Origin of the sequence: Kitasatospora purpeofusca, assembly GCF_000718025.1 — a bacterium.
GTDB lineage: Bacteria > Actinomycetota > Actinomycetes > Streptomycetales > Streptomycetaceae > Kitasatospora > Kitasatospora purpeofusca.
This window is the reverse complement of record NZ_JODS01000004.1, coordinates 161,182-186,367: the sequence shown is the minus strand read 5'-3', so window position 1 is coordinate 186,367 and position 25,186 is coordinate 161,182. Positions and strand designations below refer to the sequence as shown.

Below are 25,186 nucleotides of genomic sequence, written 5' to 3'. Positions count from 1 at the left end.
GAAGTCCGGGGCTGTCGGCTGTGGCCAGGGGTACTGGCATCACGGACGGAAAGGGGAAGGCGTGAACAGCTCCGGCTGGCAGAAGTCCAGTTTCAGCGCGGCGAACAACGAGTGCGTGGAGGTCCGTGTTTGCGGCGAGGTGGTGGAACTCCGGGAGTCCGACGAGCCCGGAACGATCCTCGGCGCGGATCCTGCGACCTTCCTCAACCTGCTCGAATCGATCAAGGCCAGCGGATTCGACCAGTACGCGTGATCTCGCCGGCCCCTCGCTCGGTTCGAGCGAGGGGCCGCCAACGGTACGGGGAAGGGCGGCGTGCTCAATCGTCGTTGGCAGAAGTCCAGCTACTCGGGCTCAAGTAATGCGTGTGTCGAGGTTCGCCTGATGGGCGGGCTGGTTGCGCTACGCGAGTCCGATGACGGCGCAGTCGTCCTCCGGGCTGCTCCGGCAGTTCTCGCCGACCTCCTCGATGCCATCAAGGCCGGCGATCTCGACCAGCCCGCGTGATCTCGCTGGCCCTCGCTCGGCTCGAGCGAGGGCCAGCCACCCAAGCCGCCGCCCCTCACAGCTGAGCCAAGGCGGGCGGGGAGTGGGAAGTCGAATTCGCCGACTTCCCACTCCTCGCTCCGCGAGTGCAGGAAGTCGGTGGTTCCGACTTCCTGGGCCAGGCTGCTGCCCCTCGCTCGGTTCGAGCGAGGGGCAGCAGGATCCGGGGCGCTGTCCGCCCGGCTGAGGCCAAGCTGGAGTGGAAAGTCGGCCGGGCCGACTTCCTGCCGAGTGATGCGCCACTGGGCTGTTCGGCCGATCGTGAGCTAAATGACCGCGGCGTACAGAAGCAGGGCGGAAAAGCCGGCCAGGAACAACGTGAGGCAGCCGTACAGCCACGGGTTGGCGGGCCCGTCGAAGCCGGGGATGACGATCAGTTCGGGTCGGCGGGGGTGGTAGGCGACCTCGACCTGTTCGCCCGGGCTGAGCGGGCAGAAGCCCGGCATGCTGGTGGCGCTCTCCGCCAGCACCGTCTTTCCGTCCGGAAGGGTGAAGCGGACCACCGGGTGGTGCTGGAGGGCTCCGTCTCCATCGGTGTCGGTCCGGATGTGGTCGACCTCGCCGACGGCGCGCACGCCATGATTCCGTATTCGGTGCACCCGGACGGTCTCCCGTGCGCCGTAGCAAGCACCGAGGCCGAGCAGGCAGCCAAAGGCGACAGCCACAACGTTCATGGACCGGAGTCTAGGGTCCACGGCTCAACTGATCGGCCGGACAAGGCATAGGAGATGACCGGGGAGTCCGGGGTTGTCGGCTTTGGCCAGGGGTATCGGCGCCACGGACGGAAAGGGGAAGGTGTGAGCAGCTCCGGCTGGCAGAGGTCCAGTTACAGCGCGGCGAACAACGAGTGCGTGGAGGTCCGTGCTCGCGGTGAGGTGGTGGAACTGCGGGAGTCCGACGAGCCCGGAACGATCCTGGGTACGGATCCTGCGACCTTCCTCAGCCTGCTCGAATCGATCAAGGCCAGCGGATTCGACCAGCCCGCGTGATCCCGCTGGCCTCTCGCTCGGCGCGATCGAGGGGCTGCCATCAAGTGGCCGCTGTTCCTCCTGGCGAGGGCAAGGGGTGGAGTGGGAAGTCGGAACCGCCGACTTCCCACTCCGGAGTGCCTCCCGGCCGAGTTCGGTCGCGCTCGTTCCGGACTCAGCAGTACGTCTCGATGAAAAGCAGGACGCGGCCGTCCTCCCCAACAAACTCGTACGCCTCATGAATCGGCAGCTCATCAGCGTCGAAGCGGGCCCGTGCCTCCACCCAGGCCGCCGGGCGTTCGGCCTCCTTGACGAAACGCGGAAGCCACCGTTCGACCCGCTCCTCGTAGTAGGTGCCCATCGTCATCACGTCCGCATCAACCGCGAGCCGCTTGGCCCGGCGGGGATCGATCGGGCCGCGGGTGAGCCGCCAGTAGCAGCCGTCGGCATCGGTGAAGCCGCGGGCAGCCACGGGCATCTGGACGTAGGAGCCATGGGAATCCTCCGCCGGTGACGGCATGGCCGCCACCAACTCGGCGAAGGTCGTGACGTGCTTCTGCTTCTTCGACACCTGGGCAGACTGCCAGAACTACTCCGGTGCCACCGCCTCCAGCTCCTCCACCGTCCCGGACATGATCGTCCGCACATGGGCGGTGATGTGCTCAGCAGGCCAGTCCCACCAGGCCACAGCCACGAGACGGGCGACGTCCGCCTCCTCGTACCGGCGGCGGATCACCCGGGCCGGGTTGCCCCCGACGACCGCGTAGTCCGGGACGTCCGCCGTGACCACCGAGCCCGTCGCCACGATCGCGCCGTGGCCGATGCGGACGCCGGGCATCACCGTCACGCCGTTGCCGAACCACACATCACTGCCCGCCACCGTGTCGCCACGGTTCGGGAGATCGGTGAGCAGGTCGAAATGCGCGGCCCAGGAGCCGCCCATGATCGGGAACGGAAAGGTCGACGGGCCGTCCGTCCGGTGGTTGGCGCCGTTCATGATGAAGCGGACGCCGGTGCCCAGGGCGCAGTACCTGCCGATGACCAGCCGCTCCGGGCCGTAGTGGTACAGCACGTTCCGGGTCTCGAACGCCGTCGGGTCGTCCGGGTCGTCGTAGTAGGTGAACTCCCCGACCTCGATCAGCGGCGACGTCACCAGCGGCCGGAGCAGCACCACGCGGGGCTGCTCCGGCATCGGGTGGAGCACCGTCGGGTCAGGGCCGGAGGGATCAGGCATCGGCGCCGCTGTCGGCCTCGAAGCGGATCACGACCGCCTTCGACGTCGGGGTGTTGCTGACGTCCGCCGTGGAGTCCAGCGGCACCAACACGTTCGTCTCCGGGTAGTACGCGGCCGCCCCGCCCCGCGCCACCGGGTAGTGGACGACGCGGAAGTGCGGGGCGCGGCGCTCCACGCCGTCCTTCCACTCGCTGACCAGGTCCACGTACTGGCCGTCGGACAGGCCGAACTCGTCCGCGTCCGCCGGGTTGACGAGCACCACCCGACGCCCGCCCGTGATGCCGCGGTAGCGGTCGTCGAGGCCGTAGATGGTGGTGTTGTACTGGTCGTGCGAGCGCAGCGTCTGCAGCAGCAGCCGGCCCTCCGGCACCTCGGGGGCGGTGAGCGGGTTGACCGTGAAGTTGGCCTTGCCGGTCGCGGTCGGGAAGGTGCGGGTGTCGCGCGGGCCGTGCGGGAGGGTGAAGCCGCCCGGGCGGCGGACCTTGTCGTTGAAGTCCTGGAAGCCGGGGACGACCCTGGCGATCCGGTCGCGCAGGGTGTCGTAGTCGTCCGCGAAGTCCTCCCACGGCACGGTGTCCTGCGGACCGAGGGCGGCGCGGGCGAGGCGGCAGACGATGGCGACCTCGGAGAGCAGTCCCGGGGCCGGCGGGCGCAGGCCGCCGCGCGAGGAGTGGACCTGGCCCATGGAGTCCTCGACGCTGACGAACTGGGCGCCGCGTGCGGTGACGTCCCGGTCGGTGCGGCCGAGGGTGGGCAGGATCAGCGCGCGGGCGCCGGTGATCACGTGCGAGCGGTTGAGCTTGGTGGAGACGTGCACGGTCAGCCGGCAGCGGCGCATCGCCGCCTCGGTGACCTCGGTGTCCGGGGTGGCGGCGACGAAGTTGCCGCCCATGGCGAAGAAGACGCCGATCCGGCCGTCCCGCATGGCCCGGATGGTGTCGACCGAGTCGAAGCCGTGCTCGCGCGGCGGTTCGAAGGAGAACTCGCGGCCGAGGGCGTCCAGGAAGGCCGCGGAGGGCCGTTCGAAGATGCCCATCGTCCGGTCGCCCTGGACGTTGCTGTGGCCGCGCACCGGGCAGACGCCGGCGCCGGGGCGGCCCACGTTGCCGCGCAGCAGCAGGAAGTTGACCACCTCGCGGATGGTCGGCACGGAGTGCTTGTGCTGAGTGAGGCCCATCGCCCAGCAGACGATGACCTTCTCCGAGGCGAGAACCATCCGGCCCAGCTCCTCGATCTGCTCCCAGGGCAGGCCGGTGGCGGCGAGCACCTCCTCGCGGGAGGTGGTCCGGGCCTCGGCGGCGAACTCCTCGAAGCCGTGGCCGTGCTCGGCGACGAAGGCGTGGTCGACGGCGTCCTTCTCCAGGATCAGCTGGTTCAGGGCGCGGAACAGGGCGAGGTCGCCGCCGAGCCGGATCTGCAGGAAGAGGTCGGTCAGCTTGGTGCCGTGGCCGACCAGGCCGCGGGCCTGCTGCGGGTTCTTGAACCGCTCCAGCCCGGCCTCGGGCAGCGGGTTGACGCTGACGATGGTGGCGCCGGCGCGCTTGGCCCGCTCCAGGGCGGAGAGCATCCGGGGGTGGTTGGTGCCCGGGTTCTGGCCCGCGACGATGATCAGATCGGCCTGGTAGAGGTCCTTGAGGCTGACACTGCCCTTGCCGACGCCGAGGGTCTCGGTGAGCGCCGAGCCGGAGGACTCGTGGCACATGTTGGAGCAGTCCGGCAGGTTGTTGGTGCCGAGCCGGCGGGCGAACAGCTGGTAGGCGAACGCGGCCTCGTTGCTGGTCCGGCCCGAGGTGTAGAACGCGGCGCCGTCCGGGGTGTCCAGGGCCCGCAGTTCCTCGGCGATGAGCGCGAAGGCGTCGTCCCAGGAGATCGGGGTGTAGTGGGTGGCGCCCTCGTCGAGGAGCATCGGCGCGGTGAGCCGGCCCTGCTGGCCGAGCCAGTAGCCGGAGCGCTCGGCGAGTTCGGCGACCGGGTGCGCGGCGAAGAACTCGGCGCGGATCCGGCGCTCGGTGGCCTCCTCGGCGACGGCCTTGGCGCCGTTCTCGCAGAACTCGGCGGTGTGCGTCTTGCCCGGCTCGGGCCAGGCGCAGCCGGGGCAGTCGAAGCCGTCGGGCTGGTTGACCTTGAGCAGGGTGCTGAGGGTGCGGCGGACACCCATCTGCTCGGCGGCCATCCGCAGGCTGTGGCCGACCGCGGGCAGCCCGGCGGCCGCGTGCTGGGGCGCGGACACCCGGGGGGCGTCCTGCGCCGGATCGCTCTGCGGGGCCTGCTTGGCCATGACTGCGCTCCTTGTTGTGCGTGCGGCCAACGCGTCGTCGCGGGGCCCGTTGCCATCCTCCCACCAGGGCACACGCCGGCGGCAGGGGAGATGTGGCCGAAGGCGGGAAGTGGAGGCGGGAGAAAGAGCGGGCGAAGGGACGGCCGGAGCGGGCGGTCCCGTGGATAGAGTGCGGAGGCGGCACGAGTGCGGGGGTGGGCGGGTGATGATCGGCGACGTGCTCGACGGTCGGTACGAGCTGGTGGAGCGGCTGGGCCAGGGCGGCTTCGGTGTGGTGTGGCGGGCCTTCGACTCCCGGATGCGGCGCCCGGTGGCGGTCAAGGTCATCAACCACCACGGCGAGGACCAGCAGAAGGCCGCGCTCCGGTTCGTCCGCGAGGCCTGCGCGGCGGGCAACCTCTCGCATCCGCACATCGTCACCGTGCACGATCTGGGCGAGGGTGAGTTGGGCGGCCGCACGGTGACGTACCTGGTGATGGAGCTGATCACCGGCCGCACCCTGACCTCGGTGCTCCGGGACGGCCCGCCCGGTCCGGAGCGGAGCGTGCGGTGGGGGCGGCAGATCTGCTCGGCGCTGGCCGCCGCCCACGACGCGGGCATGGTGCACCGCGACATCAAGCCCGAGAACATCATGGTCACCGAGGCCGGCACGGTGAAGGTACTGGACTTCGGCATCGCCCAACTCGACATCGGGGCTGGCGGGTTGACCACCACCGGGACGGTCGTCGGCAGTCCCGCGTACATGGCGCCGGAACGCTGGACCGGCGGCCGGGTGGACGGCCGGGCGGACCTCTACGCCTTCGGCTGCGTCCTGGTGGAACTCTGCACCGGAGTGCGGCCGTTCAGCGGCGACTCGACGCCGGTGCTGATGTACCAGCACCTGAACGCGCCGCCGCCGGCGCTGGACCCGGCGGAGTTCGGGCTGCCGGCGGACCTGGCCGGCCTGGTCACGGAGCTGCTGGCGAAGGACCCCGAGCACCGGCCGGCGGACGCGCGGACGGTGGAGCGGCGGCTCGCGGACCTGGAGGGGGAGGGGCCTTCGGGGAAGCCCGTGGCCGAGGTGCCCGCCGTCGAGGTGCCCGTGGCCGAGGCGTCGCCCGCCGTCGAGGTGCCCGCCGTCGAGGTGCCCGCCGAGCAGCCGGGGTTCGGGCCCGTGGTGGTGCTCGTCCCGCCGGTGCCGGTGTTCCCGCCACCCGTGATGCTCGGCCCGGTGCCGGTGCTCCCGCCGCCGGTCGTGTTCGCACCGGGTGTGTTCGCGCCGGGTGTGCTGCCCCCGCTCACCACGCCCCCGTCCGCCGCGCCGCACGCGCCGGTCCGCGCCGCCCTGAGCGAGCGCCGGAGCGCCGCGCACCGGGCCGCGACGCCGGAGGAGGCCGCCGCCCTGCTGCACGCGGTCGCCCAGGAGGCGCTGGCCGCGCTCGGCCCCGCGGACCGCGAGACCCTCGCCGCCTGGCGCGACTTCGCCTGGTTCCTGAGCCGGACCGGGGACCTGGACGGCGCGATCCGGCTGCTGTCCACCGTCGCCGAGGACCTGCGCGTCGCCCTCGGCCCGTCCGACCCGGACACCCTCACCGCCCGCTACCACCTGCTCCGCTGCATCGGCGAGAGCGGCGAGACGGTCAGCGCGATGCGCCGGCTCGCCGAGCTGCTGCCGGAGCTGCACACCGTCTGGGGCCCGCACGACCCGCGGGTGTTCCAGGCGCGGCACGACCTGGCGGCGTACACCGCGGAGCGGGGCGACCTGGAGGGCGCCGTGCTCCAGCTGCGCACCCTGCTGCCGGAGCTGGTCGCCGTCCTCGGCGAGCAGCACCCCCTGACCGTCCACGCCTGGCAGGACCTCGCCGCCCGCCAGCAGCGGCTGGCGGCGGCCCCGGCCGGGCGCCCGAAGCCCGGCAAGCGGCCGCGGATGCACCCGGCCGAGGCGCTGGCGCTGATCCGCCGCGTGCTGGCCTGGGAGTTCGCCTCGGAGAAGGAGGCGGACGCCTGTCTGGACGCGCTGGAACGGGGCACCGGGATCAAGCAGATCGGCGAGTGGATCCTCGCCGCGCCGGACCACGTCACGGCCGAGGACCTGGTGGAGGAGATCTACGGTCCGTGACGCGGCCCGCGCGCGCCTGGGCTCTCACACCGGCACCACCTCGGCCCCCACCTGGGCGAGCGCGCCCAGCAGCGCCCGCGCCGCCGCGTCGTTCTGCCGGAAGCCGGGCGAGTCCGTGCGCGGCCGGGCGAACGCGGCCGCCGCCCGCACGCTGGTGTGCGGGCCGAGCGCGGTGCGGCGCGGGTGCGGTTCCCCGCCGAGGGCCGGGTCGAGGACGAGGCCGTCCCGGGGCCGGATGGTGAGCAGCCCCGAGCGGTGGGTGTGCTCCGGGTCGCTGACCACCTCCTCGACGATCCGCCCGTCCCGGTGCAGTTCGCGCAGCAGCGGGTCCCGGGTGCGGGCCAGGACGTGCTTGGGCAGGTACGCCTCGACCAGCGCGGTGGCGGTGACGGTGCGGCCGGGCACGGTGGCGCCGGAGGCCAGCCAGCTGCCGGTGCGCTCGTCCCGTTCGACCCGGACGCCCGCGCCGAGGAAGCGGACCACGCCGGCTTCGGAGAGCGCGAGCAGTTGGCGCAGCCGGAAGCCGGGCGGCCCGGACGCCAGGTAGCTGAAGTAGCCGAAGAACCACTCGTCGGCCTCCTCGCCCACCGACCGGGCGGTGAGCCGGCCGGAGGCGAGGATCCGGGGCAGCTGGCCGAACAGCGAGAGCAGGGCGAGGAAGGCGCCGAGGTCGGCGCTGTGCGCGGGGTCGGCGCGCCGGTCGGCGTCCTCGGCGATGTAGCGGCGCAGGTACCGCTGGAGTTCCTCGGCGGAGCCGAGTTCCAGGCCGGCCAGCGGGTGGTCCAGGCGTTCGAGGTCGAGCCGGTCGGCCGGGTCGGGGACGGCGCGTTCGACCAGCGCGTCCAGCTCGGGGGACGCCCAGGGGTGCGCGTCGAGGCCGTCGAGGAACTCCGCCCAGGGCAGGGCGGTGCGCCCGGGGTGGGCGTGGAACAGTTCGTGGTAGTGGCCGAAGGCGATCTCCTTGGCCATCAACGGCCAGGCGTCGCGCCGCAGTTCGATCGCTCCGGGCCGGTCGAGCAGGGCGTCGACGGCGGTGGCGTCGAAGTACCGGGGGAACGGCGGCGGCGGTCCGACCAGGCGGTAGCCGGTCTTGGAGTGGTACGGGACGCCGCGCCGCGAGCCGACGTGCACGACCGGTTCGCGGCCCGAGGGCCGGTAGACCAGGCCGCCGTCGGCCGCCTCCTCGAACCGGCCGCCGCGGCCCTCGGTGAGCAGCGAGACCAGGTCGACGAAGGCGAGCCCGAAGCCGCGCAGCACGGTGTGCTCGCCGGGGGCGATGCGCTCCAGCTCGGCGGCGACGTCGGCGGAGTGGGCGGGCGGCAGGTGGAAGCGGCCGTGCCGGGCGGCGAAGGCGGCGTCGGCGTCGTAACGGGGGTCGGGGTGGGATTCGAGGTGGCCGAGGGTGAGGACGACGTGGTCGGCGGTCAGTACCCGGTCGGAGAGGTGGACCAGCTGCGGACCGTCCGCCGGGCCCTCGATCCGTTGCGCGGTGTCCCGGTGGACGGTGACCGTGATGTGCGGCGGCAGGTCGGCGACGGCGCGCCGGAACACCCAGTCCAGATAGGCGCTCTGGGCCCGCCGGGTGGGGAAGTCGGTGGGCGCGAGGGTGCGCAGCTCGGCCCGCAGTTCGGGGTCGGCGATCTCCCGGTAGGGGGCGAACTCCTCGGGACGGGCGGCCCATTCGGCGAGCGAGGGGCCGGGGCGGACCGGCCCGTCGAGGGTCGAGCGCTCGTCGGTGAACATGGTGACGTCCTCCGCCATCGAGTTCATCCGCAGCAGCGGGGACTGCTCGTGGCGCCAGATCCGGCCGCCGCCGGGCGGGTGCGGGTCGACCAGGTGGATGTGCAACGGCCGGTCGGCGGGCAGCAGTTCGGGGGCGTTGGCGGCTATCCGCTCCAACACCCCGGTGCCGCGCGGCCCGGCGCCGACGACGACCAGGACGGCGCTCATCGGGCGTCCTTCCCGGTGGCGGTCCCGCCCGTGTCGGTCCCGCTCGTGCCGGTCCCGCTCGTGCCGGTCTCCCCGGGGGCGGCCTCGTCCGCGACGGCGCGCAGCCGCCGGTACGCGGCGCGGGCCCGGTGCAGCGGCGTGGGCGGCAGGCCCTCGCGGGTGGCGCCCTTCGCGAAGTGGCGCTCGACGTAGAACTGCCCGACCGAGAGCACGGTGGTGATCACCACGTACCAGAGGGTGGCGACCATCAGCATCGGGATGACCTGGTACGACTGCAGATAGACCAGCTGGACGGAGTAGAGCAGGTCGGAGACGGCCAGCACGCTGATGATGCTGGTCCCCTTGAGGGCGCTGATCAGCATGTTCCCGGCGGTCGGCACGATCGAGCGCATCGCCTGCGGGACGACGATCCGGCGCAGCACCCGCCACCGGCCGAGGCCGAGCGCGGCGGCGGCCTCCAGCTGGCCCCGGTCGACGGAGAGGATGCCGCCGCGCACCACCTCGGCGGCGTACGCGGCCTCCAGCAGGGTGAGCCCCACCACGGCGGTGAAGGTCGGGCCGAACAGGTTGACCGTGCGGACGGTGACGAACTCCGGGCCGAACGGGATGCCCAGGCCGAGGGTCGGGTACAGCGCGCCGATGTTGAAGAACAGCAGCAGCTGCACCAGGGCGGGGGTGGAGCGGAAGATCCAGATGTAGATCCAGCTGAGCGTGCGCAGCACCGGGTTGGCGGACAGCCGCATGGTGGCGAGGACGGTGCCGAGCACGAAGCCCAGGCCGAGGGTGACGGCGGTCAGCCAGAGGGTCAGGGTGAGGCCGTTCATCACCGAGGTGGCGGTGAACCACTCGGCGACCACGTCCCACTGGAACGCCTTGTTGCGGACCAGGGAGTTGACCGCCATCGCGAACAGCAGCAGGGCGACCGCGGCGGAGATCCACTGGCCGGTGCGGCGGCGCGGGACGATCCGGGCGGTGGCGGCCCAGAGGTCGGGCGCGGTGGCGGTGGTGGTGGCAGCGCCTCGGCGGATCGGTGCCGGAGCGGGCGGGGAGGAGGGGGCGGGCAGGACGTCCGGCGGGGTGGCCATGCGGAGGCTCCAGGCGGGAGGGCGGAGATGCGGGATGCGCGCGGGCGCACGGGGTGGGGGTACGGCGTGGTCACGTACGGCCGTTGCGGCCGGCCCGCGTCCCTCAACGCGTCCGGCGGGGCACTGCACTCCGCTTTCGATCGTACGCGTGCGCGATCGGCGGGTGTCAAGGGTCGGCGGTGACGGGACGCCGGGGGCGCGGGAGGTGTCGCGTGGCGACAGGAGATCGCAACAGAGCGGTAATGGAAGCCGGTTGACGGGTGCGTGGTTCGCTGCTCAACTTGAGGCCATGTACGCCGAGCAGCCCCTGGTCACCCGCGACCACATCGACTTCGGTCGGGTGTGGTCCGCGGCGTGTCGCGGCTGACCCGGCAGCGGGCCGCTCGTCCGGCCCCGTCCTCCTCCGGAGCGACCTCCCTCGGTGCCCCGTCCCGGGCCGGGAGAGCCGTCACGTCCTGACGGCTCGTCGACCGCGCGCTGCCGCCCGCCCTCTTCCTCCCCGCTCCGCTGCGCTCCGGCAGTCCTCCGCACTGCCCCGGGCCGTCACGTGCCCGTGGCCACCTCCTGTCGTCCCGCCCCGTACGGCTACCGCCCTCTGCTCCGTACCGCCCTCCGGCCGCCGGCCGGCGGTGCCCCACGCCTTCCCCCACCCTCCCGCGCCACCGGCTGCCCGCGTCCGGCCGGACCGCGGACGATCCGAAAGGTTCCGCCACCATGCCCGTCGAATTCCTCGGCATCGCCGCCACCGCCGACGGTACGGAGACCACCGCGAGCACCACGGCCGCGTTCGACCGCGACTACACCCTGAAGCTGGCCCGCGCCCACGAGGACCACGACTGGGACCGGGTGCTGTTCGCCTACGGCTCCGGCTCGCCCGACCCGGCGCCCGCCGCCGCGTTCATCGCCTCCCGCCTCGACCGCCTGCAGATCCTGCTCGCCCACCGCCCGAACGTCTCGTACCCGACCTTCGCCGCCAAGACCTTCGCCACCCTGGACCGGATCAGCGACGGCCGGCTCACCGTCCACTTCATCACCGGCGGCAACGACCACGAGCAGCAGCGCGAGGGCGACTTCCTGACCAAGGACGAGCGCTACGACCGCACCCGGGAGTACATCCGGATCGTCAAGAAGGCGTGGACCAGCCGGGAGGCCTTCGACCACGAGGGCACCCACTACCGCTTCAAGGACTTCGTCTCCGACGTCTTCCCGGTGCAGGCGCCCCGGCCGGGCGTCTCCTTCGGCGGCTCCTCGGAGGCGGCGTACGCGGCCGGCGGCGCCGAGGCGGACATCTACTGCCTCTGGGGCGAGCCGCTGGCCCGCACCGCCGAGCAGATCGAGCGGGTGCTGGAGGCCGCCAAGCAGGCCGGGCGGACGGACGCGCCGCGGATCCAGGTGGCGTTCCGGCCGATCATCGCGCCGACCGAGGAACTGGCCTGGGAGAAGGCGCACCGGACGGTCGCCGCGATCAAGGCCCGGCGCGAGGGCGGCGACCTGATCCGCCGCGGCCGCCCGGCCGGTACCGGGCCCGAGAACGCCGGTTCGCAGCGGCTGCTGGAGATCGCCGAGGCCGGCGAGCGCTACGACCGGGCGCTGTGGACGCCGACCGCCGCCGCCACCGGCGGGGCGGGCAACTCCAACGCCCTGGTCGGCACCCCGGAGACGGTTGCCCAGGCGCTGCTGGACTACTACGACCTGGGCGTGGACATCCTCTCCGCCCGTGGCTACCACCTGGTGGACGACGCGATCGACTTCGGCCGGCACGTCATCCCGATCGTCCGCGAGGAGGTCGCCAAGCGGGACGCGGCCAGGGAGGCGGCCGAGGCGGCGGCGGAGGCCGAGCGGGCCGAACGCGCCGAGCACGACCGGCACCAGCTGATCGCGGCCCAGGCGTGAGCGGCGCACCGGCGCTCGACGTCGAGGTCCGCCGGGTCGGGATCGACGACCCGCTCGCCGAGCCGCTGGTGCGCGAGCTCACCGAGGAGTACGTGCGCCGCTACGGCCCCGAGGCGCACGAGGAGATGACCCGCTACCCGGCGGACAGCTGGACCGCGCCGCACGGCCTGCTGCTGCTCCTGCTGGAGGACGGCGAACCGGTGGCCGGCGGCGCGTACAAGCGGTACGACGAGCGGACGGCGGAGGTGAAGCGGATGTGGACGGCCTCGGCGCACCGGCGCCGGGGGCTGGCCCGCCGGGTGCTGGCCGAGCTGGAGCGGGCCGCCGCCGGGGCCGGCTACGACCGGATCTTCCTCACCACCGGCCCGCGCCAGCCCGAGGCCAGGGGGCTGTACCTGGCCGCCGGCTACACCCCGCTGTTCGACGTCGACGCCGATCCTCTGACGATCGGACCGCTGCCGTTCGAGAAGCCGCTCCTCTGAAGCCGCACCGCACGCCGGGCCGGCACCGCACGTCGAGCCGGCACCGCACGTCGAGCCGGCACCGCACGTCGGGCCCGCACCGCACGTCGGGCCCGCCCCGCACGTTGAACCCACCGCACCCGCACCGCCCCCCGTACCTCCCGAAAGGCACCTCCGTGAGAACCACCACCGCCCGCCCCCGGCTGCTCGCCGCCACCGCCCTGCTGCCGGTCCTGGCCCTGGCGGCGTGCAGTTCGGACCCGAGCACCGGCCCCGCGGCGGGCGGCTCCGGCCGGCCGGCCGTCTCCGCCGCCGCCGAGGACCTCGTCTCCGGCCTGAAGAAGTCGGACACCGCCGCCGCGCTGCTGCCCGCCGACGTCCGGGCCGCCGGGACGGTCAAGTTCGGCTCCTCGATCGGCGCCCCGCCCTCGGCCTTCTACGCCGACCAGGCCACCAAGAAGGCCGCCGGGGTGGACATCGACTTCGGCGACGCCGTGGGCCGCCTGCTCGGCCTGACCGTGCGGCGCGAGGAGGCGGCGTTCGAGACCATCCTGCCCGCGCTCGACAGCGGCAAGTACGACGTCGGCACCGGCAACTTCGGGGTGACCGCGGCCCGGCTGAAGACCATCGACTTCGTCACCTACATCGACGACGGCCAGGGCTTCGCGGTCAAGAAGGACAACACCACCGTCAAGCCGATCACCGACCTGGTCCAGCTGTGCGGGCTGACCATCGGCACCGGCGCCGGCACCACCTTCGAGACCACCCTGAACGCCAAGAAGAACGTCTGCACCGACGCCGGCAAGCAGCCCTACGAGGTCAAGGCGTTCAGCGACAGCGGCGCCACGCTGACCAGCCTCCAGCAGGGCCGGGTGGACGTCGTGATGTCCACCATCAACGGCCTGCGCTACCAGGCCGCCCAGGAGGCCTCCGGCACCAGGTTCCTGGGCGAGTTCCACCGGCTCGACGTCGGCTTCGCGTTCAAGAAGGGCTCGGCGCTGACCCCGGCCTTCCAGGCGGCCGTCAACGAGCTGATCAAGGACGGCACCTACGACCGGATCCTCAAGAAGTGGGGGGTGACGGACTCGGCCGTCAAGGAGTCCCTGATCAGCCCGCCCGAGCACGCGTGATCCCCTGTCCTCCCGGGAGGAGTCCCCCATGACCACCGCCACCGCCGGCGCCACCACCACCGGCACCCCGACCCGCTCGAAACCCGACCGCGCGCCCGCCGACGCCCCGCTCGACCTCGGTGAACTCGCCGGTCTGCGCACCGTCCGCGCCCGCTACCCCTGGCGCTGGGCGGCCGGCCTCGCCGCCCTCGTCGTCCTGGCCCAGTTCGCCCACGGCCTGGCCACCAACCCCGGCTGGGACTGGGCCACCTTCCGGGTCTACTTCTCCGCCGACACCATCCTGCGGGCGGTCGGCCGCACCGTCGAACTCACCGCCTACGGCACCGTGCTGGGCTTCCTGCTGGGCGCCGTGGTGGCCGCGATGCGGCTCTCCCGCAGCGCGATCCTGCAGACCGTCGCCTGGGCCTACGTCTGGGTGTTCCGCTCGATCCCGCTGATCGTCCAGCTGGTCTTCTGGTTCAACCTCTCCTACCTCTACAAGCGCTTCGGCTTCGGCATCCCGTTCGGGCCCACCTTCGGGGACTTCGAGACGATCGGGGTGCTGGGCGCGCTCGGCGCGGCCGTGCTCGGCCTCGGGCTGCACCAGGCCGCCTTCGCCGCCGAGATCATCCGCGGCGGCATCATCGCCGTCGACCCCGGCCAGCGCGAGGCGGCCGCCGCGCTCGGCGTGCCGCGCTGGCGGCAGGCCTGGCGGATCGTCCTGCCGCAGGCGATGCGCGGCATCCTGCCGTCCGCCGCCAACGAGGTGATCTCGCTGTTCAAGGGCACCTCGGTGGTCTACGTGATGGCGATCGGCGAACTCTTCTACCAGGTGCAGGTGGTGTACGGCCGCACCGGCCGGGTGGTGCCGCTGCTGATGGTCGCCACCGTCTGGTACGTGCTGCTGACCACCGTGCTGTCGATCGGCCAGTACTACGTCGAGCGGTACTTCGCCCGCGGCGCCGACCGCACCCCGCCGCCCACCCCGCTCCAGCGGGCCCGCTCCCTCGTCCGGGGCCTGCGCGCCCGCACCGCCACCGCCGTCGCCCTCGGAGGCCGCTCATGACCACCGTCGTCAAGGAACCGCGCGTCGAGGACACCCCGGCGGACGGGCCGGTCGCCGCACCGTCGATGGTGCAGGTCCGCGGCCTGTGGAAGAGCTTCGGCCCGACCGCGGTGCTGCGCGGCGTCGACCTCGACGTCCCGGCCGGCTCGGTGACCGTGGTGCTCGGGCCGTCCGGCTCCGGCAAGTCGACCCTGCTGCGCGCCATCAACCACCTGGAGAAGGTCGACCGCGGCTTCGTCGCGATCGACGGCGAGCTGATCGGCTACCGCCGGGCCGGGGACAAGCTGCACGAGCTCAAGGAGCGCGAGGTCCTGCGCCAGCGGACCAACATCGGCTTCGTGTTCCAGAACTTCAACCTGTTCCCGCACCTCACCGTGCTGGAGAACATCGTCGAGGCGCCGGTCAGCGCCCTGCGCCGGCCGAAGGCCGAGGCCCGGGCCCGGGCACTGGAGCTGCTGGAGCGGGTCGGCCTGGCCGAGAAGGCGGACGCCTACCCCCGGCAGCTCTCCGGCGGCCAGCAGCAGCGGGTGGCGATCGCCCGGGCACTGGCGCTGGAGCCCAAGGTGCTGCTGTTCGACGAGCCGACCTCGGCGCTCGACCCGGAGCTGGTCGGCGAGGTGCTCGACGTCGTCAAGGACCTCGCCCGGGCCGGCACCACGATGATCGTGGTCACCCACGAGATCGGTTTCGCCCGCGAGGTCGCCGACACCGTGGTCTTCATGGACGGCGGCGTCGTGGTCGAGCAGGGCCCGCCGCGGGCGGTCCTGGACGAGCCGCGGCACGAGCGGACCAGGGCCTTCCTGGCCAAGGTCCTCTGAGTCCACCCACCCCCCTTCCATCCGTAGGAGTTCCGCCATGTCCCTACCCCGTCGCGCCCTCGTGACCGCCGCCGCGCTCGCCGCCTCCCTCACCCTGGCCGCCTGCGGCAGCTCCTCGGACGCGGCGGCGGACCTCGCTCCCGCCAAGGGCAGCACCGCCCCGAACGGCACCGCGGTGAACCTCACCCCGCAGCAGAACCGGGTGACCACGCCCAAGGTGGACGCCCTGGCCGCCCTGGTGCCGGAGGAGATCAGGAGACGCGGGACGCTGACCGTCGTCGACTCGCTCGGCACCACGCCGCCGCTGGACTTCTACGCCAACGACGACCGGACGGTGATCGGCGTCGAGCCGGACATCGCCTCGCTGATCGGCAATGTGCTCGGCCTCAAGGTCGAGTTCAACCCGGTCTCCTGGGAGAACATCTTCGTCGGCCTGGACAGCGGCAAGTACGACGTCGGCATCTCCAACATCACCGTCACCGAGGCCAGGAAGGAGAAGTACGACTTCGCCACCTACCGGCTGGACATCCTCGGCTTCGAGGCGAAGAAGGGCACCGGCTGGAAGGTCACCGGTCCCAAGGACATCGCCGGGAAGACCGTCGCCGTCGCCTCCGGCACCAACCAGGAGAAGCTGCTCATCGCCTGGAACGAGGAGAACACCAAGAACGGCCTGAAGCCGGCCGACATCAAGTACTACCAGAACTCCTCGGACTACTACCTGGCGCTCTCCTCCGGCCGGATCGACGCCTACGTCGGCCCCAACCCGGTGGCCGCCTTCCACGCCGTGCAGACCGGCGAGACCGAGGTCATCGGCACCTACTCGGGCGGCGGCGCCGAGGTGCTCGGCAAGATCGGGGCGACCACCAGGAAGGACAGCGGCCTGGTCGGGGCACTGAACGGGGCGATCAACGAGGTGATCAAGAACGGCAGTTACGCCCAGGTGCTGAAGCGCTGGGGCCTGGACGCCGAGGCGGTGCCCACCTCCGAGGTCAACCCGGTCGGCCTGCCCAAGCCCAAGCAGCCGTAGCGAGGGCCCCGGGGCGGCCCCCGGGACCGCCGCGGGGGAGCGGTCCCGGGGTCGTTCACCCGGGTGCCGCTCCCCGCCGCTATCGTGACCCGGTCAGGATGAACGGTGTTCGATTCCGGCGGACTTGGTGGGGGAACGCATGCAGGCGGGCGATGTCGTGGGCGGCCGCTACCGGCTGGACCGGGAGCTGGGCCGGGGCGGGTTCGGTGTGGTCTGGGCCGCCCACGACGAGACCATCGGGCGGGCGGTCGCGCTCAAGGTGCTCTCCGACGAGAAGGCGGGCGACGAGGAGGCGGTCGGCCGGTTCATCCGCGAGGCCAGGACGGTCGGCCTGCTCTCCAATCCGCACATCGTCACCCTGTACGACTACGGGCGGGTGCAGGACGGCGCGCGGTCGACCCACTACCTGGTGATGGAGCTGGTCCGGGGCCGCTCGCTGGCCCAGGTGATGCGCGACGGCCTGCCGGAGCCGGCGGTCTCGCTGCGGTGGGTGCGGCAGATCTGCAAGGCGCTGGACGCCGCGCACCGCAACGGCGTGGTGCACCGGGACATCAAGCCCGAGAACATCATGATCACCGACGGCGGCGAGGCCAAGGTGCTGGACTTCGGCATCGCCCGGCTGCTCTCCCAGCCCGCCGCCGGCGGACTCACCTCCACCGACGTGGTCATCGGCACGCCGGTCTACCTGGCGCCCGAGTGCTGGGCCGGCCTGCCGATCGACGGCCGGGCCGACCTCTACGCGCTCGGCGTGGTGCTCTACCAGCTGTGCACCGGCCGCCGCCCGTTCAACGCCGACCAGGCCGTCACCATGATGTACGCGCACCTCCACGAGCAGCCGCTGTCCCCGGACACCGCCGACCCGGCCCTGGACCGGCTGATCCTCCAACTGCTCGCCAAGAAGGCGGAGGACCGGCCCGCCGACGCCGCCGAGGTCCGGCAGCGGCTGCGCGACCTCAAGGCGCTGCGGGACCGCAAGGGCGGCAGCGACCCGGAGGCGCTGCGGCAGAAGGCCGACGACGCCTGGCGGCGCGGCGCGGCCGGCTCGCCCGAGCGGGCCGCCGAGCAACTCGTCGCGCTGATCCCGCAGTTCGCCCGGGCCTTCGGGGCCTCCGACCCCCGGACCCTGCGCACCTGCCACGACCTGGCGCTCTGGCTGGCCCGCTCGGGCCGGCCGCGGGCGGCCGTCGCCCTGCTGCGCGAGCTGCTGCCCGCGCTGGACGGCCACCCGCGGGCCCGCGAGGACGTCGGTCGCGACCTGGAGCGGTGGGAGCGCGACAGCACCGACGCCGCGCCCGACCCGGCCCGTCCGCTAGTGCTGGCCGAGCTGCTCGACGGCACGGCGCAGAGCGGCTGAGCCGCCCTCGGCGATCGGCACGCCGTGCCCGAACAGCACCGTGTCCGCCTCCAGTTCGGACAGCCGGCGGAAGGACTCCACGGCCAGCGCCGGATCGGCGTTGAAGACGCCGGGCATGGTGCGCTGCTCGACGTTGGCCGCGATGTCACCGGTGAACAGCACGCCCCGCTCCGGCAGGTGCAGCGCGATCGAGCCGTCCGTGTGGCCCGGCACGTGCACCACCACCGCGCCGCCGCCGAAGTCGAGCTTCTCGCCGCCCGCCACCTCGCGGTCGACCGTGCACGGCGGGGCGGGCGGCAGCTTCGGCAGGCTGTCCCAGATCTCCTGCTCGAAGGGGCTCAGCACCATCGGCCGGGGCAACTGCTCGCCGCGGAGCACCGGGGCCTCCAGCCGGTGGGCCACCACCTCGGCGCCCAGCCGCCGGGAGAGTTCGGCGGCCGATCCGGCGTGGTCCTCGTGGTAGTGGGTGAGCACGACGGTGCGCAGCGCGGCCGGGTCGGCGCCGTCGGCGCGGATCGCCGCCTCGATGGCGTCGGCCTGCCCGGCGGGGCCGGTGTCGATCAGGGTGAGCGAGCCGTCCTCGTCGCGCCAGAGGTAGACGGTGCCGAAGTCCAGGGTGACGACGGTCAGTTCGGGTCGGATGCGGGTGATCTCCATGGGATCGATCGTGCCCCGGGCGGCGGCCGTTCGACCGGGTGTTCGCCCCTGGCGTGACGATCCGGCGGGACGGTCGGCCGGCTGTCAACCGTACGGGCACCCAGTGCGGCCGGTACCGGGCTCGGACGGTTGGGAGGATTTCGCCGATCGGGACGGTCTGGTCCGGGGCGGCGCGCCGTTGATATACCTCGCAGCACAGGGGCCGGGCACGGTCCGCGCCGCCTCCGGGCGGCCCGGGTCCGAAGCCCGGCACGCTGCGACGAACTCGACGAACTAGGAGGTGGGGATCGGATGAAGCTTCTCCGCGTCGGCCCGCCGGGCGCCGAACGCCCGGTCGTGCTGGGTCAGGACGGCACCGCGTACGACCTCTCCGGGGTGACCGCGGACATCGACGGCGACTTCCTCGCCGGACTGACCGGTGACGGCGCGGCCGCGCTGGCCGGGCAGGTGGCGGCCGGCCGGCTGCCGGTGGCCGAGATCGGCGGGCAGCGGGTCGGCCCGCCGGTGGCGCGCCCCGGCAAGGTGGTCGGCATCGGCCTCAACTACCGGGACCACGCGGCCGAGGCGGGCGCGGCGATCCCGGACGAACCGGTGATCTTCCTCAAGCCCAGCTCGACCGTGGTCGGCCCGTACGACGAGGTGCTGGTGCCGCGCGGCGGCGAGAAGACCGACTACGAGGCCGAGCTGGCCGTGGTGATCGGCCGGACCGCCCGCTACCTGCCGGACCACGCGGCGGCGGCCGGGGTGATCGCCGGCTACACCATCGCCAACGACGTCACCGAGCGGGCCTTCCAGTTCGAGCGCGGCGGCCAGTGGGACAAGGGCAAGTCGGCGGAGACCTTCACCCCGCTCGGGCCGTGGCTGGTCACCGCCGACGAGGTGGCCGATCCGCAGCGGCTGCCGCTGCGGCTGTGGGTCAACGGGGAGCTGCGCCAGGACGGCTCCACCGAGCGGATGGTCTTCCCGGTGCTGGAGCTGGTCCGCTACACGAGCCAGTTCATGGTGCTGGAGCCGGGCGACGTGATCGTCACCGGCACTCCGGCCGGGGTCACCCTGGGCCGCCCGGGAACGCCGTACCTGGCGCCCGGCGACATCGTCGAGATCGAGATCGACGGGCTCGGCCGGCAGCGGCAGGTGCTCGGCAAGGCGTAGCCGTCCGCCGTCCCGACCCTTGGCACGGGGGTCGGGCCGCACCCCGGACGCCGGACGCCGGACGCCGCTGTCCGGACGCCGGACGCCGGACCCCGGACGCCGCTGTCCGCGCCTCTGCCGCGCTGCCGCGTCCGGCGCACTACGCGGCCGGGCCGCCCAGCGCCGCCCGCAGCCGGGCCGTCCGCGGCGAGTCCGCGCCCTCCAGGGCCAGCAGCCCGGCCAGCACCTCGGCGGTCTGCGGGTCGTGCAGCGAGGTCGCCGCCGCCATCGCCACGAACTGGTCCACCAGCCACTCCCGCAGCTCGTCCACCGGGACCTCCCGGCCCTCGTCGAGCCAGCTCAGCGAGGCCCCCTCGACCACCGCGATCCAGGAGCGCACCAGCAGGGTCAGCCTCGGCCCGGCCTGCCGCACCCCGAGGTGGCGCAGCGTGCGCTTCAGCGCCGCCCGCCGGACGTCGTCCACGATCGCCGAGGTGCGGGCCGTCTCCACCACCGAGCCGCCGCGCAGCAGCGCCGAGTAGCCGGTGCCGTGCTCGGCGACGAAGGCGAAGTAGCTCTCCAGGACGGCGGACAGCTGCTGGGTCGGGGTCCCGGCGAGCGGCACCACGAACCGGCCGGTGAGCTCCTCGGCCGCGCTGCGCAGCGCGGCCTCGTACAGCTGCTGCTTGCCGCCCGCGAAGTAGCGGTACACCAGCGGCCGGGAGGCGCCGGCGGCCTGCGCCACGTCGTCCAGCCCGACCTCCTCGGGCGCCCGGTGCGCGAACAGCTCCAGGGCCACCGCGATCAGCTGCTCGCGCCGCTGCTGCACCGGCAGCCGCCGGTACCCGGCGCGCCGCGGTCTGGCGGCCGGTTCGGGGGCTGGCGGTACGGGCGCTGAGCTGGCTTCCATGCCGGTCAGCGTAACGGCCCCGGGCCGGATCGGAGCCGGGTGTGCACCGATCTTCCGAACGGGCGTTTGCGCCTGTCCGGGCGGTCCGCCCCGCCCCGGGACGGCCCGGCCGGAGGTCCGCGCGGGGCCGTGCCGGGGCGGCCCCGGGGGACGCCTCCGGGAGGCGCTCCACCGGCCTCCGGCCGAGGATGATGGGACGCACCCCGCCGCCCTGCCGAGGAGGCCCGCCGGATGGCGCACACGCTGGAACGGCCGCCCCGCGCGCGCCGCCTGCGCGGGGCGCTCCTGGCGTGGGTGCGCTCGGCGCCGGGGACGTACCTGTGGCTGCTCGTGCTGGGGGTCACCAGCCTGGCGGTGGCCCGGATGGACCAGCACACCCTGGACTGGTTCCTGGCCGCCCGCTCGACCAATCTGGAGCAGCTGCGCTCGCGCCCGGTGCACGCCCTGGTGGCCAGCGCGCTGTGGACCGAGACGTCCAGTTGGCCGCTGTACGCGGTGCTGTTCACCGTGTTCCACGCCAACGCCGAGCGCTGGCTGGGCACCGCGCGCTGGTTCGTGGTGGCGGCGACCGCGCACGTGCTGGCGACCCTGGTGAGCGAGGGCGTGGTCGCCTGGGGGATCGTCCGGGGGACCTTGCAGCGGAGCATGGCCGAGACGGTGGACGTCGGGGTCTCGTACGCGCTGGCGGGGGTGGTCGCGGTGCTCACCTACCGGTTCGCGGGCGGCTGGCGGTGGCTGTACGGCACCGGGGTCGTCGTCTTCTATCTGGTGCCCCTGGTGGTCTCGCACACGTTCACGGACCTCGGGCACTTCAGCGCCGTGCTGATCGGTCTCTGCTTCTTCCGTTTCGCACACGGACGGTCCAGGTGGGACCCGGGCCGAGCGCTGCGGCACTGGCGGCGGGTTCGCTCGGACGGGTGAGCCCGCGTCGACGGGAGCGAATTGGCCGGTCCATGCCACCGGGTAGGGGCTTGCAAACGGCGCGTGCCACGAAATGATGTCCGGATGGTTGAACTGATCAGCTCCGACGGCACCACCCCCCGCCGTGTCGCCGACGCCTACGTGCGGGACCTCGCCGAGCTCGACCCGCTGACCGCGGTGTATCTGGGCCTGAACCCCGAGGACGACCGCCTCCCCGACCTCTCCCCGGCCGGGGCCGAGGCGATCGCGGACCTCGGACGCTCCACCCTGGCCCGGCTCGACGAGGCCGAGGCGGCACTCGACCAGGCCGCCACGGCCGATGCCGCCCGGGACGAGGCCGAACGGCGCTGCGCCCGCCTGCTGCGCGAGCGGCTCGTCGCCGAGCTCGCCGTCCACGACGCGGGCGAGCGGTTCCGGGCCGTCCACAACCTGGGCTCGCCGCTGCACAACCTCCGTGACGTCTTCACCCTCATGCCCACCGACACCGAGGAGCAGTGGGGCATCCTCGGCCGCCGCCTCGCCCGGGTGCCGGAGGCGCTCGCCGGGTACCGCGCGACCCTCGCCGAGGGCATCGCGCGCGGTCTGCTCTCCGGCCCCCGCCAGGTGACCACGGTGATCGGCCAGCTCGGCGAGTGGCTCGACGGCGACACCCCGGGCGGCTGGTTCGGCGACCTGGTCCGGGAGGCCCCCGAGTCGCTGCGCGCGGAGCTGTCCGGCCACGCGACGGCCGCCGCCGAGGCCCTGGTGGCCCTGCGCGACTGGCTGGGCGAGGTCTACGGCCCGGCCGCCGCCGATGCCCCGGACACCGTCGGCCGCGAGCGCTACGGCCGCTGGGTGCGCTACTGGACCGGTGCCGACCTCGACCTCGACGAGGCCTACTCCTGGGCCTGGCAGGAGTTCCACGACCTGCTGGCCCAGATGCGCACCGAGGCCGAGAAGGTGAAGCCGGGCGCCGACCCGATGCAGGCGATGAAGTGGCTGGAGACCGACGGCCCCGCCCGGTTCGGCGCCGAGGCCGCCCGCGAGTTCCTCCAGGGGCTGATGGACAGCGCGATCGCCGACCTCCAGGGCATCCACTTCGACCTGGCCGAGCCGATCACCCGGGTCGAGTCCCGGATCGCCCCGGCCGGCAGCGCCGCCGCGCCGTACTACACGGCCCCCTCGCTGGACTTCAGCCGCCCCGGCCGGACCTGGCTGCCCACCCTCGGCCGCGAGCGCTTCCCGGAGTGGGACCTCGTCTCGACCTGGTACCACGAGGGCGTCCCCGGCCACCACCTGCAGCTCGCGCAGTGGAACTACGTCGCGGACCGGCTCTCCACCTACCAGGTCAGCCTCGGCGGGGTGAGCGCCAACCTGGAGGGCTGGGCCCTGTACGCCGAGCGCCTGATGGACGAGCTCGGCTACCTCACCGACCCGGGCCACCGGCTCGGCTACCTCAACGCGCAGATGATGCGGGCGCTGCGGGTGATCGTCGACATCGGCATGCACGCCGGCCTGGACTTCCCGGCCGACTCGCCGTACCGCCCGGGGGAGCGGGTCGAGCCGGACGCCGCCCGTGAGTTCTTCGGCACCTACTGCGGGCTGTCCACCGACTTCCTGGACAGCGAGCTGGTCCGCTACCTGGGCCTGCCCGGCCAGGCGATCGGCTACAAGCTGGGCGAGCGGGCCTGGCTGCGCGGGCGGGCCGCGGCCAGGGCGGCGCACGAGGCGCGCGGCGAGGTGTTCGACCTCAAGGCCTGGCACATGGCGGCGCTGTCGCAGGGCTCGCTGGGCCTGGACGACCTGGTCGCGGAGCTGTCCGCGCTCTAGGGCTGTGGCGCGAGGTCCCGGGCACGCTCCCGGGACCTCGGTCCACTCGGGCCGTGGTCCCGGTCGATCTGGTTCTTTGGTCCCATTTCAACCGATTTGGTGAGCTTTTTCCTTGCGATTCGCCGCGAGGCGAGTTTGGCTTGAAGGCGACTGCGTGACCTCTCCGCTCCCCTCCGGAAAGGCTCCCGAAGTGTCCTCCCAAGCCCAAGCTGCCACCGGTCATGGAACGGCGGGTTCCCGCCGCTGGTGGGCCCTGGCCGTCATCGCCATCGCCCAGCTGATGATCGTCCTCGACATCACCATCGTGAACATCGCCCTCCCGTCGGCCCAGAAGGATCTCGGGATCTCGGACGCCGACCGGCAGTGGGTGATCACCGCCTACACGCTGGCCTTCGGCGGACTCCTGCTCCTCGGCGGCCGCCTCGGCGACCTCTTCGGCCGCAAGCGCGTCTTCACCGTCGGCCTGCTCGGCTTCGCCCTCGCCTCGGCGATCGGCGGCGCCGCCAGTGGGCCCACCATGCTCTTCGCCGCCCGCGCCCTCCAGGGCGCCTTCGGCGCGCTGCTCGCCCCGTCCGCCCTGGGACTGCTCTCCACGACGTTCACCGATCCCAAGGAGCGGAGCACCGCCTTCGGCATCTTCGGTGCCATCGCCGGCGGCGGCGCCGCGATCGGCCTGCTCCTCGGCGGCCTGCTCACCGAGTACCTGAACTGGCGCTGGTGCCTGTTCGTGAACACCCCGATCGCGATCGCCACCGCCTTCGCGGCGTTCTCCGTGCTGACCCGCGACCACATCGGCAAGGGCACCCGGACCAGACTCGACCTGCCCGGCGCCGTGCTCGGCTGCGGCGGCCTGCTCGCCATCGTCTACGGCACCTCCGAGGCCGTCACCCGAGGCTGGGGCGACTGGCTGGTGCTCGGCTCGCTCGGGTTCGGCGTGCTGCTGCTCGTGCTGTTCGTCCTGGTCGAGAAGCGCACCCCGCACGCGCTGCTGCCGCTCCACATCGTGGCCGAGCGCAACCGCGGCGGCGCCGCCCTCTCGGTCGGCCTGGCGATGATCGGCATGTTCGGCCTGTTCCTGTTCCTGACCTACTACCTGCAGGTCATCAAGCACTTCTCGCCGGTGATGTCCGGAGTCTCCTTCCTGCCGATGACGGCGGCCATCGTCATCAGCTCCACCGGCTTCGCGGCCCGGCTGATGACCAGGGTGCCGTCCCGCAACCTGATCGGACCGGGACTGCTGCTGGCCGCCGCCGGCATGGCCTGGCTGACCCAGATGAAGGTGGACAGCCCCTGGGCCGGCATGGTGCTGCCCGCCGAACTGCTGCTCGGCTTCGGCATGGGCCTGATCTTCATGCCGTCGATGAGCCTGGCCACCCTCGGCGTCGCGCCGAACGAGGCCGGCGCCGCCTCGGCCACCATCAACTCGGCCCAGCAGGTCGGCGGCTCCTTCGGCACCGCGCTGCTCAACACCATCGCGGCCAGTGCCACCGCGAGCTGGATCGCCGCCCGGATCACCACCGCCGGGGACCCGGCGGTCCAGGCCCAGGGCGCGGTGCACGGCTATGTGATCGCCACCTGGGTCGCCATGGGCATCCTGCTGCTGGCCGCGCTGATCGCCTTCCTGATGATCGACCACCGGCCCGCGCCGGGCGAGGCCACCGGGGCGACCGGCACCGCCGCCGAGGCCCCGGCGAGCGCGGGGGCACCGGCCCAGGCCACGGCCCACCAGCAACAGCGGACCACCTGACCCGAGCCGGTCGCCCCCGCCCGCGGACCGCCCGGACGGGGGCGACCGGCTGAATTCTCATGCCGTTCCCAGCGACGCATCACGACCCTCCCAGCTCGGGACGCCATAGTCGGGACCGACCCCGCA

General features: G+C 73.1%; 23 protein-coding genes. 15 read left to right on the top strand and 8 right to left on the bottom strand.

Annotated features, from left to right (window positions below; translation table 11 throughout):
- Nucleotides 1-61 precede the first annotated feature (61 nt).
- A complete protein-coding gene (locus IF01_RS0109275) occupies nucleotides 62-253 on the top strand; it encodes a DUF397 domain-containing protein (protein ID WP_030392827.1) in 192 nt (63 codons plus the stop codon).
- Nucleotides 254-313: 60 nt separating this feature from the next.
- The gene (locus tag IF01_RS45340) at nucleotides 314-505 is read left to right on the top strand and encodes a DUF397 domain-containing protein (RefSeq protein ID WP_078879811.1); all 192 of its coding nucleotides are present in this window, start codon (nucleotides 314-316) and stop codon (nucleotides 503-505) included.
- 305 nt (nucleotides 506-810) lie between these two features.
- Here the strand turns inward: IF01_RS45340 and IF01_RS0109265 are convergent, their stop codons facing one another.
- Nucleotides 811-1,218 carry a DUF3592 domain-containing protein gene (locus tag IF01_RS0109265; protein WP_106981198.1) on the bottom strand — a complete coding sequence of 136 codons (408 nt, stop codon included), beginning with the start codon at nucleotides 1,216-1,218 and terminating at the stop codon, nucleotides 811-813.
- Nucleotides 1,219-1,341: 123 nt separating this feature from the next.
- Between IF01_RS0109265 and IF01_RS0109260 the strand changes: the two genes are divergently transcribed.
- The gene (locus IF01_RS0109260) at nucleotides 1,342-1,533 is read left to right on the top strand and encodes a DUF397 domain-containing protein (protein WP_030392825.1); all 192 of its coding nucleotides are present in this window, start codon (nucleotides 1,342-1,344) and stop codon (nucleotides 1,531-1,533) included.
- A 154-nt stretch (nucleotides 1,534-1,687) separates the two neighbouring features.
- Here IF01_RS0109260 and IF01_RS0109255 read toward each other — a convergent pair whose 3' ends face one another.
- The 3 genes from IF01_RS0109255 to IF01_RS0109245 are packed head-to-tail and all read right to left on the bottom strand — an operon-like array spanning nucleotide 1,688 to nucleotide 5,024.
- The gene (locus IF01_RS0109255; protein ID WP_030392824.1) at nucleotides 1,688-2,083 is read right to left on the bottom strand and encodes a hypothetical protein; all 396 of its coding nucleotides are present in this window, start codon (nucleotides 2,081-2,083) and stop codon (nucleotides 1,688-1,690) included.
- An 18-nt stretch (nucleotides 2,084-2,101) separates the two neighbouring features.
- Complete coding sequence (locus IF01_RS0109250; RefSeq protein WP_030392823.1) at nucleotides 2,102-2,746, bottom strand: CatB-related O-acetyltransferase; 645 nt, start codon at nucleotides 2,744-2,746, stop codon at nucleotides 2,102-2,104.
- Nucleotides 2,739-5,024 (bottom strand): FdhF/YdeP family oxidoreductase, encoded by a 2,286-nt coding sequence (locus tag IF01_RS0109245; RefSeq protein WP_030392822.1) that lies wholly within the window; start codon nucleotides 5,022-5,024, stop codon nucleotides 2,739-2,741. The genes IF01_RS0109250 and IF01_RS0109245 overlap by 8 nt, the downstream gene beginning before the upstream one ends.
- Nucleotides 5,025-5,229: 205 nt before the next feature.
- On the opposite strand from IF01_RS0109245, the gene IF01_RS0109240 reads away from it, so the two are divergent.
- Nucleotides 5,230-7,122: a serine/threonine-protein kinase gene (locus IF01_RS0109240; RefSeq protein ID WP_051755039.1), complete on the top strand. Its 1,893-nt coding sequence runs from the start codon at nucleotides 5,230-5,232 to the stop codon at nucleotides 7,120-7,122.
- A gap of 24 nt (nucleotides 7,123-7,146) precedes the next feature.
- Here IF01_RS0109240 and IF01_RS0109235 read toward each other — a convergent pair whose 3' ends face one another.
- Both IF01_RS0109235 and IF01_RS41480 read right to left on the bottom strand, forming a co-directional pair.
- The gene (locus tag IF01_RS0109235; RefSeq protein WP_030392820.1) at nucleotides 7,147-9,072 is read right to left on the bottom strand and encodes an FAD/NAD(P)-binding protein; all 1,926 of its coding nucleotides are present in this window, start codon (nucleotides 9,070-9,072) and stop codon (nucleotides 7,147-7,149) included.
- Nucleotides 9,069-10,157 carry an amino acid ABC transporter permease gene (locus tag IF01_RS41480; protein WP_078879808.1) on the bottom strand — a complete coding sequence of 363 codons (1,089 nt, stop codon included), beginning with the start codon at nucleotides 10,155-10,157 and terminating at the stop codon, nucleotides 9,069-9,071. The genes IF01_RS0109235 and IF01_RS41480 overlap by 4 nt, the downstream gene beginning before the upstream one ends.
- 714 nt (nucleotides 10,158-10,871) lie before the next feature.
- On the opposite strand from IF01_RS41480, the gene IF01_RS0109220 reads away from it, so the two are divergent.
- From IF01_RS0109220 to IF01_RS0109190, 7 genes are all read left to right on the top strand, one after another.
- Entirely contained in the window at nucleotides 10,872-12,050 is a 1,179-nt protein-coding gene (locus IF01_RS0109220; RefSeq protein ID WP_030392818.1) for an LLM class flavin-dependent oxidoreductase, read from the top strand.
- The gene (locus tag IF01_RS0109215) at nucleotides 12,047-12,532 is read left to right on the top strand and encodes a GNAT family N-acetyltransferase (RefSeq protein ID WP_030392817.1); all 486 of its coding nucleotides are present in this window, start codon (nucleotides 12,047-12,049) and stop codon (nucleotides 12,530-12,532) included. The genes IF01_RS0109220 and IF01_RS0109215 overlap by 4 nt, the downstream gene beginning before the upstream one ends.
- A gap of 155 nt (nucleotides 12,533-12,687) precedes the next feature.
- Complete coding sequence (locus IF01_RS0109210) at nucleotides 12,688-13,641, top strand: ABC transporter substrate-binding protein (RefSeq protein ID WP_030392816.1); 954 nt, start codon at nucleotides 12,688-12,690, stop codon at nucleotides 13,639-13,641.
- Between the two features lie 28 nt (nucleotides 13,642-13,669).
- A complete protein-coding gene (locus IF01_RS0109205) occupies nucleotides 13,670-14,686 on the top strand; it encodes an amino acid ABC transporter permease (protein ID WP_051741147.1) in 1,017 nt (338 codons plus the stop codon).
- 65 nt (nucleotides 14,687-14,751) lie between these two features.
- A complete protein-coding gene (locus tag IF01_RS0109200; protein ID WP_030309219.1) occupies nucleotides 14,752-15,504 on the top strand; it encodes an amino acid ABC transporter ATP-binding protein in 753 nt (250 codons plus the stop codon).
- A gap of 37 nt (nucleotides 15,505-15,541) precedes the next feature.
- Nucleotides 15,542-16,531, top strand: coding sequence for an ABC transporter substrate-binding protein (locus IF01_RS0109195; RefSeq protein WP_030392814.1), 990 nt, complete (start codon nucleotides 15,542-15,544; stop codon nucleotides 16,529-16,531).
- Between the two features lie 139 nt (nucleotides 16,532-16,670).
- A complete protein-coding gene (locus IF01_RS0109190; protein ID WP_051755038.1) occupies nucleotides 16,671-17,885 on the top strand; it encodes a serine/threonine-protein kinase in 1,215 nt (404 codons plus the stop codon).
- Here IF01_RS0109190 and IF01_RS0109185 read toward each other — a convergent pair.
- On the bottom strand, nucleotides 17,841-18,542 hold the full coding sequence (locus IF01_RS0109185) for an MBL fold metallo-hydrolase (RefSeq protein WP_030392812.1): 702 nt from the start codon (nucleotides 18,540-18,542) through the stop codon (nucleotides 17,841-17,843). The two genes, IF01_RS0109190 and IF01_RS0109185, sit on opposite strands and share 45 nt — an antisense overlap.
- A gap of 291 nt (nucleotides 18,543-18,833) precedes the next feature.
- Between IF01_RS0109185 and IF01_RS0109180 the strand changes: the two genes are divergently transcribed.
- Nucleotides 18,834-19,694 (top strand): fumarylacetoacetate hydrolase family protein, encoded by an 861-nt coding sequence (locus tag IF01_RS0109180; RefSeq protein ID WP_030392811.1) that lies wholly within the window; start codon nucleotides 18,834-18,836, stop codon nucleotides 19,692-19,694.
- A gap of 139 nt (nucleotides 19,695-19,833) precedes the next feature.
- Here the strand turns inward: IF01_RS0109180 and IF01_RS0109175 are convergent, their stop codons facing one another.
- Nucleotides 19,834-20,583, bottom strand: coding sequence for a TetR/AcrR family transcriptional regulator (locus IF01_RS0109175; protein WP_037779415.1), 750 nt, complete (start codon nucleotides 20,581-20,583; stop codon nucleotides 19,834-19,836).
- Between the two features lie 231 nt (nucleotides 20,584-20,814).
- Here IF01_RS0109175 and IF01_RS0109170 point away from each other — a divergent pair, with 231 nt between their 5' ends.
- The 3 genes from IF01_RS0109170 (at nucleotide 20,815) to IF01_RS0109160 (ending at nucleotide 25,060) form a co-directional block, all read left to right on the top strand.
- Nucleotides 20,815-21,504 (top strand): rhomboid-like protein, encoded by a 690-nt coding sequence (locus IF01_RS0109170; RefSeq protein ID WP_051741143.1) that lies wholly within the window; start codon nucleotides 20,815-20,817, stop codon nucleotides 21,502-21,504.
- An 84-nt stretch (nucleotides 21,505-21,588) separates the two neighbouring features.
- Nucleotides 21,589-23,313 (top strand): DUF885 domain-containing protein, encoded by a 1,725-nt coding sequence (locus tag IF01_RS0109165; protein ID WP_030392808.1) that lies wholly within the window; start codon nucleotides 21,589-21,591, stop codon nucleotides 23,311-23,313.
- A gap of 190 nt (nucleotides 23,314-23,503) precedes the next feature.
- Nucleotides 23,504-25,060, top strand: a complete 1,557-nt coding sequence (locus IF01_RS0109160) for an MFS transporter (RefSeq protein ID WP_051741140.1) — start codon at nucleotides 23,504-23,506, stop codon at nucleotides 25,058-25,060.
- Nucleotides 25,061-25,186: the final 126 nt, after the last annotated feature.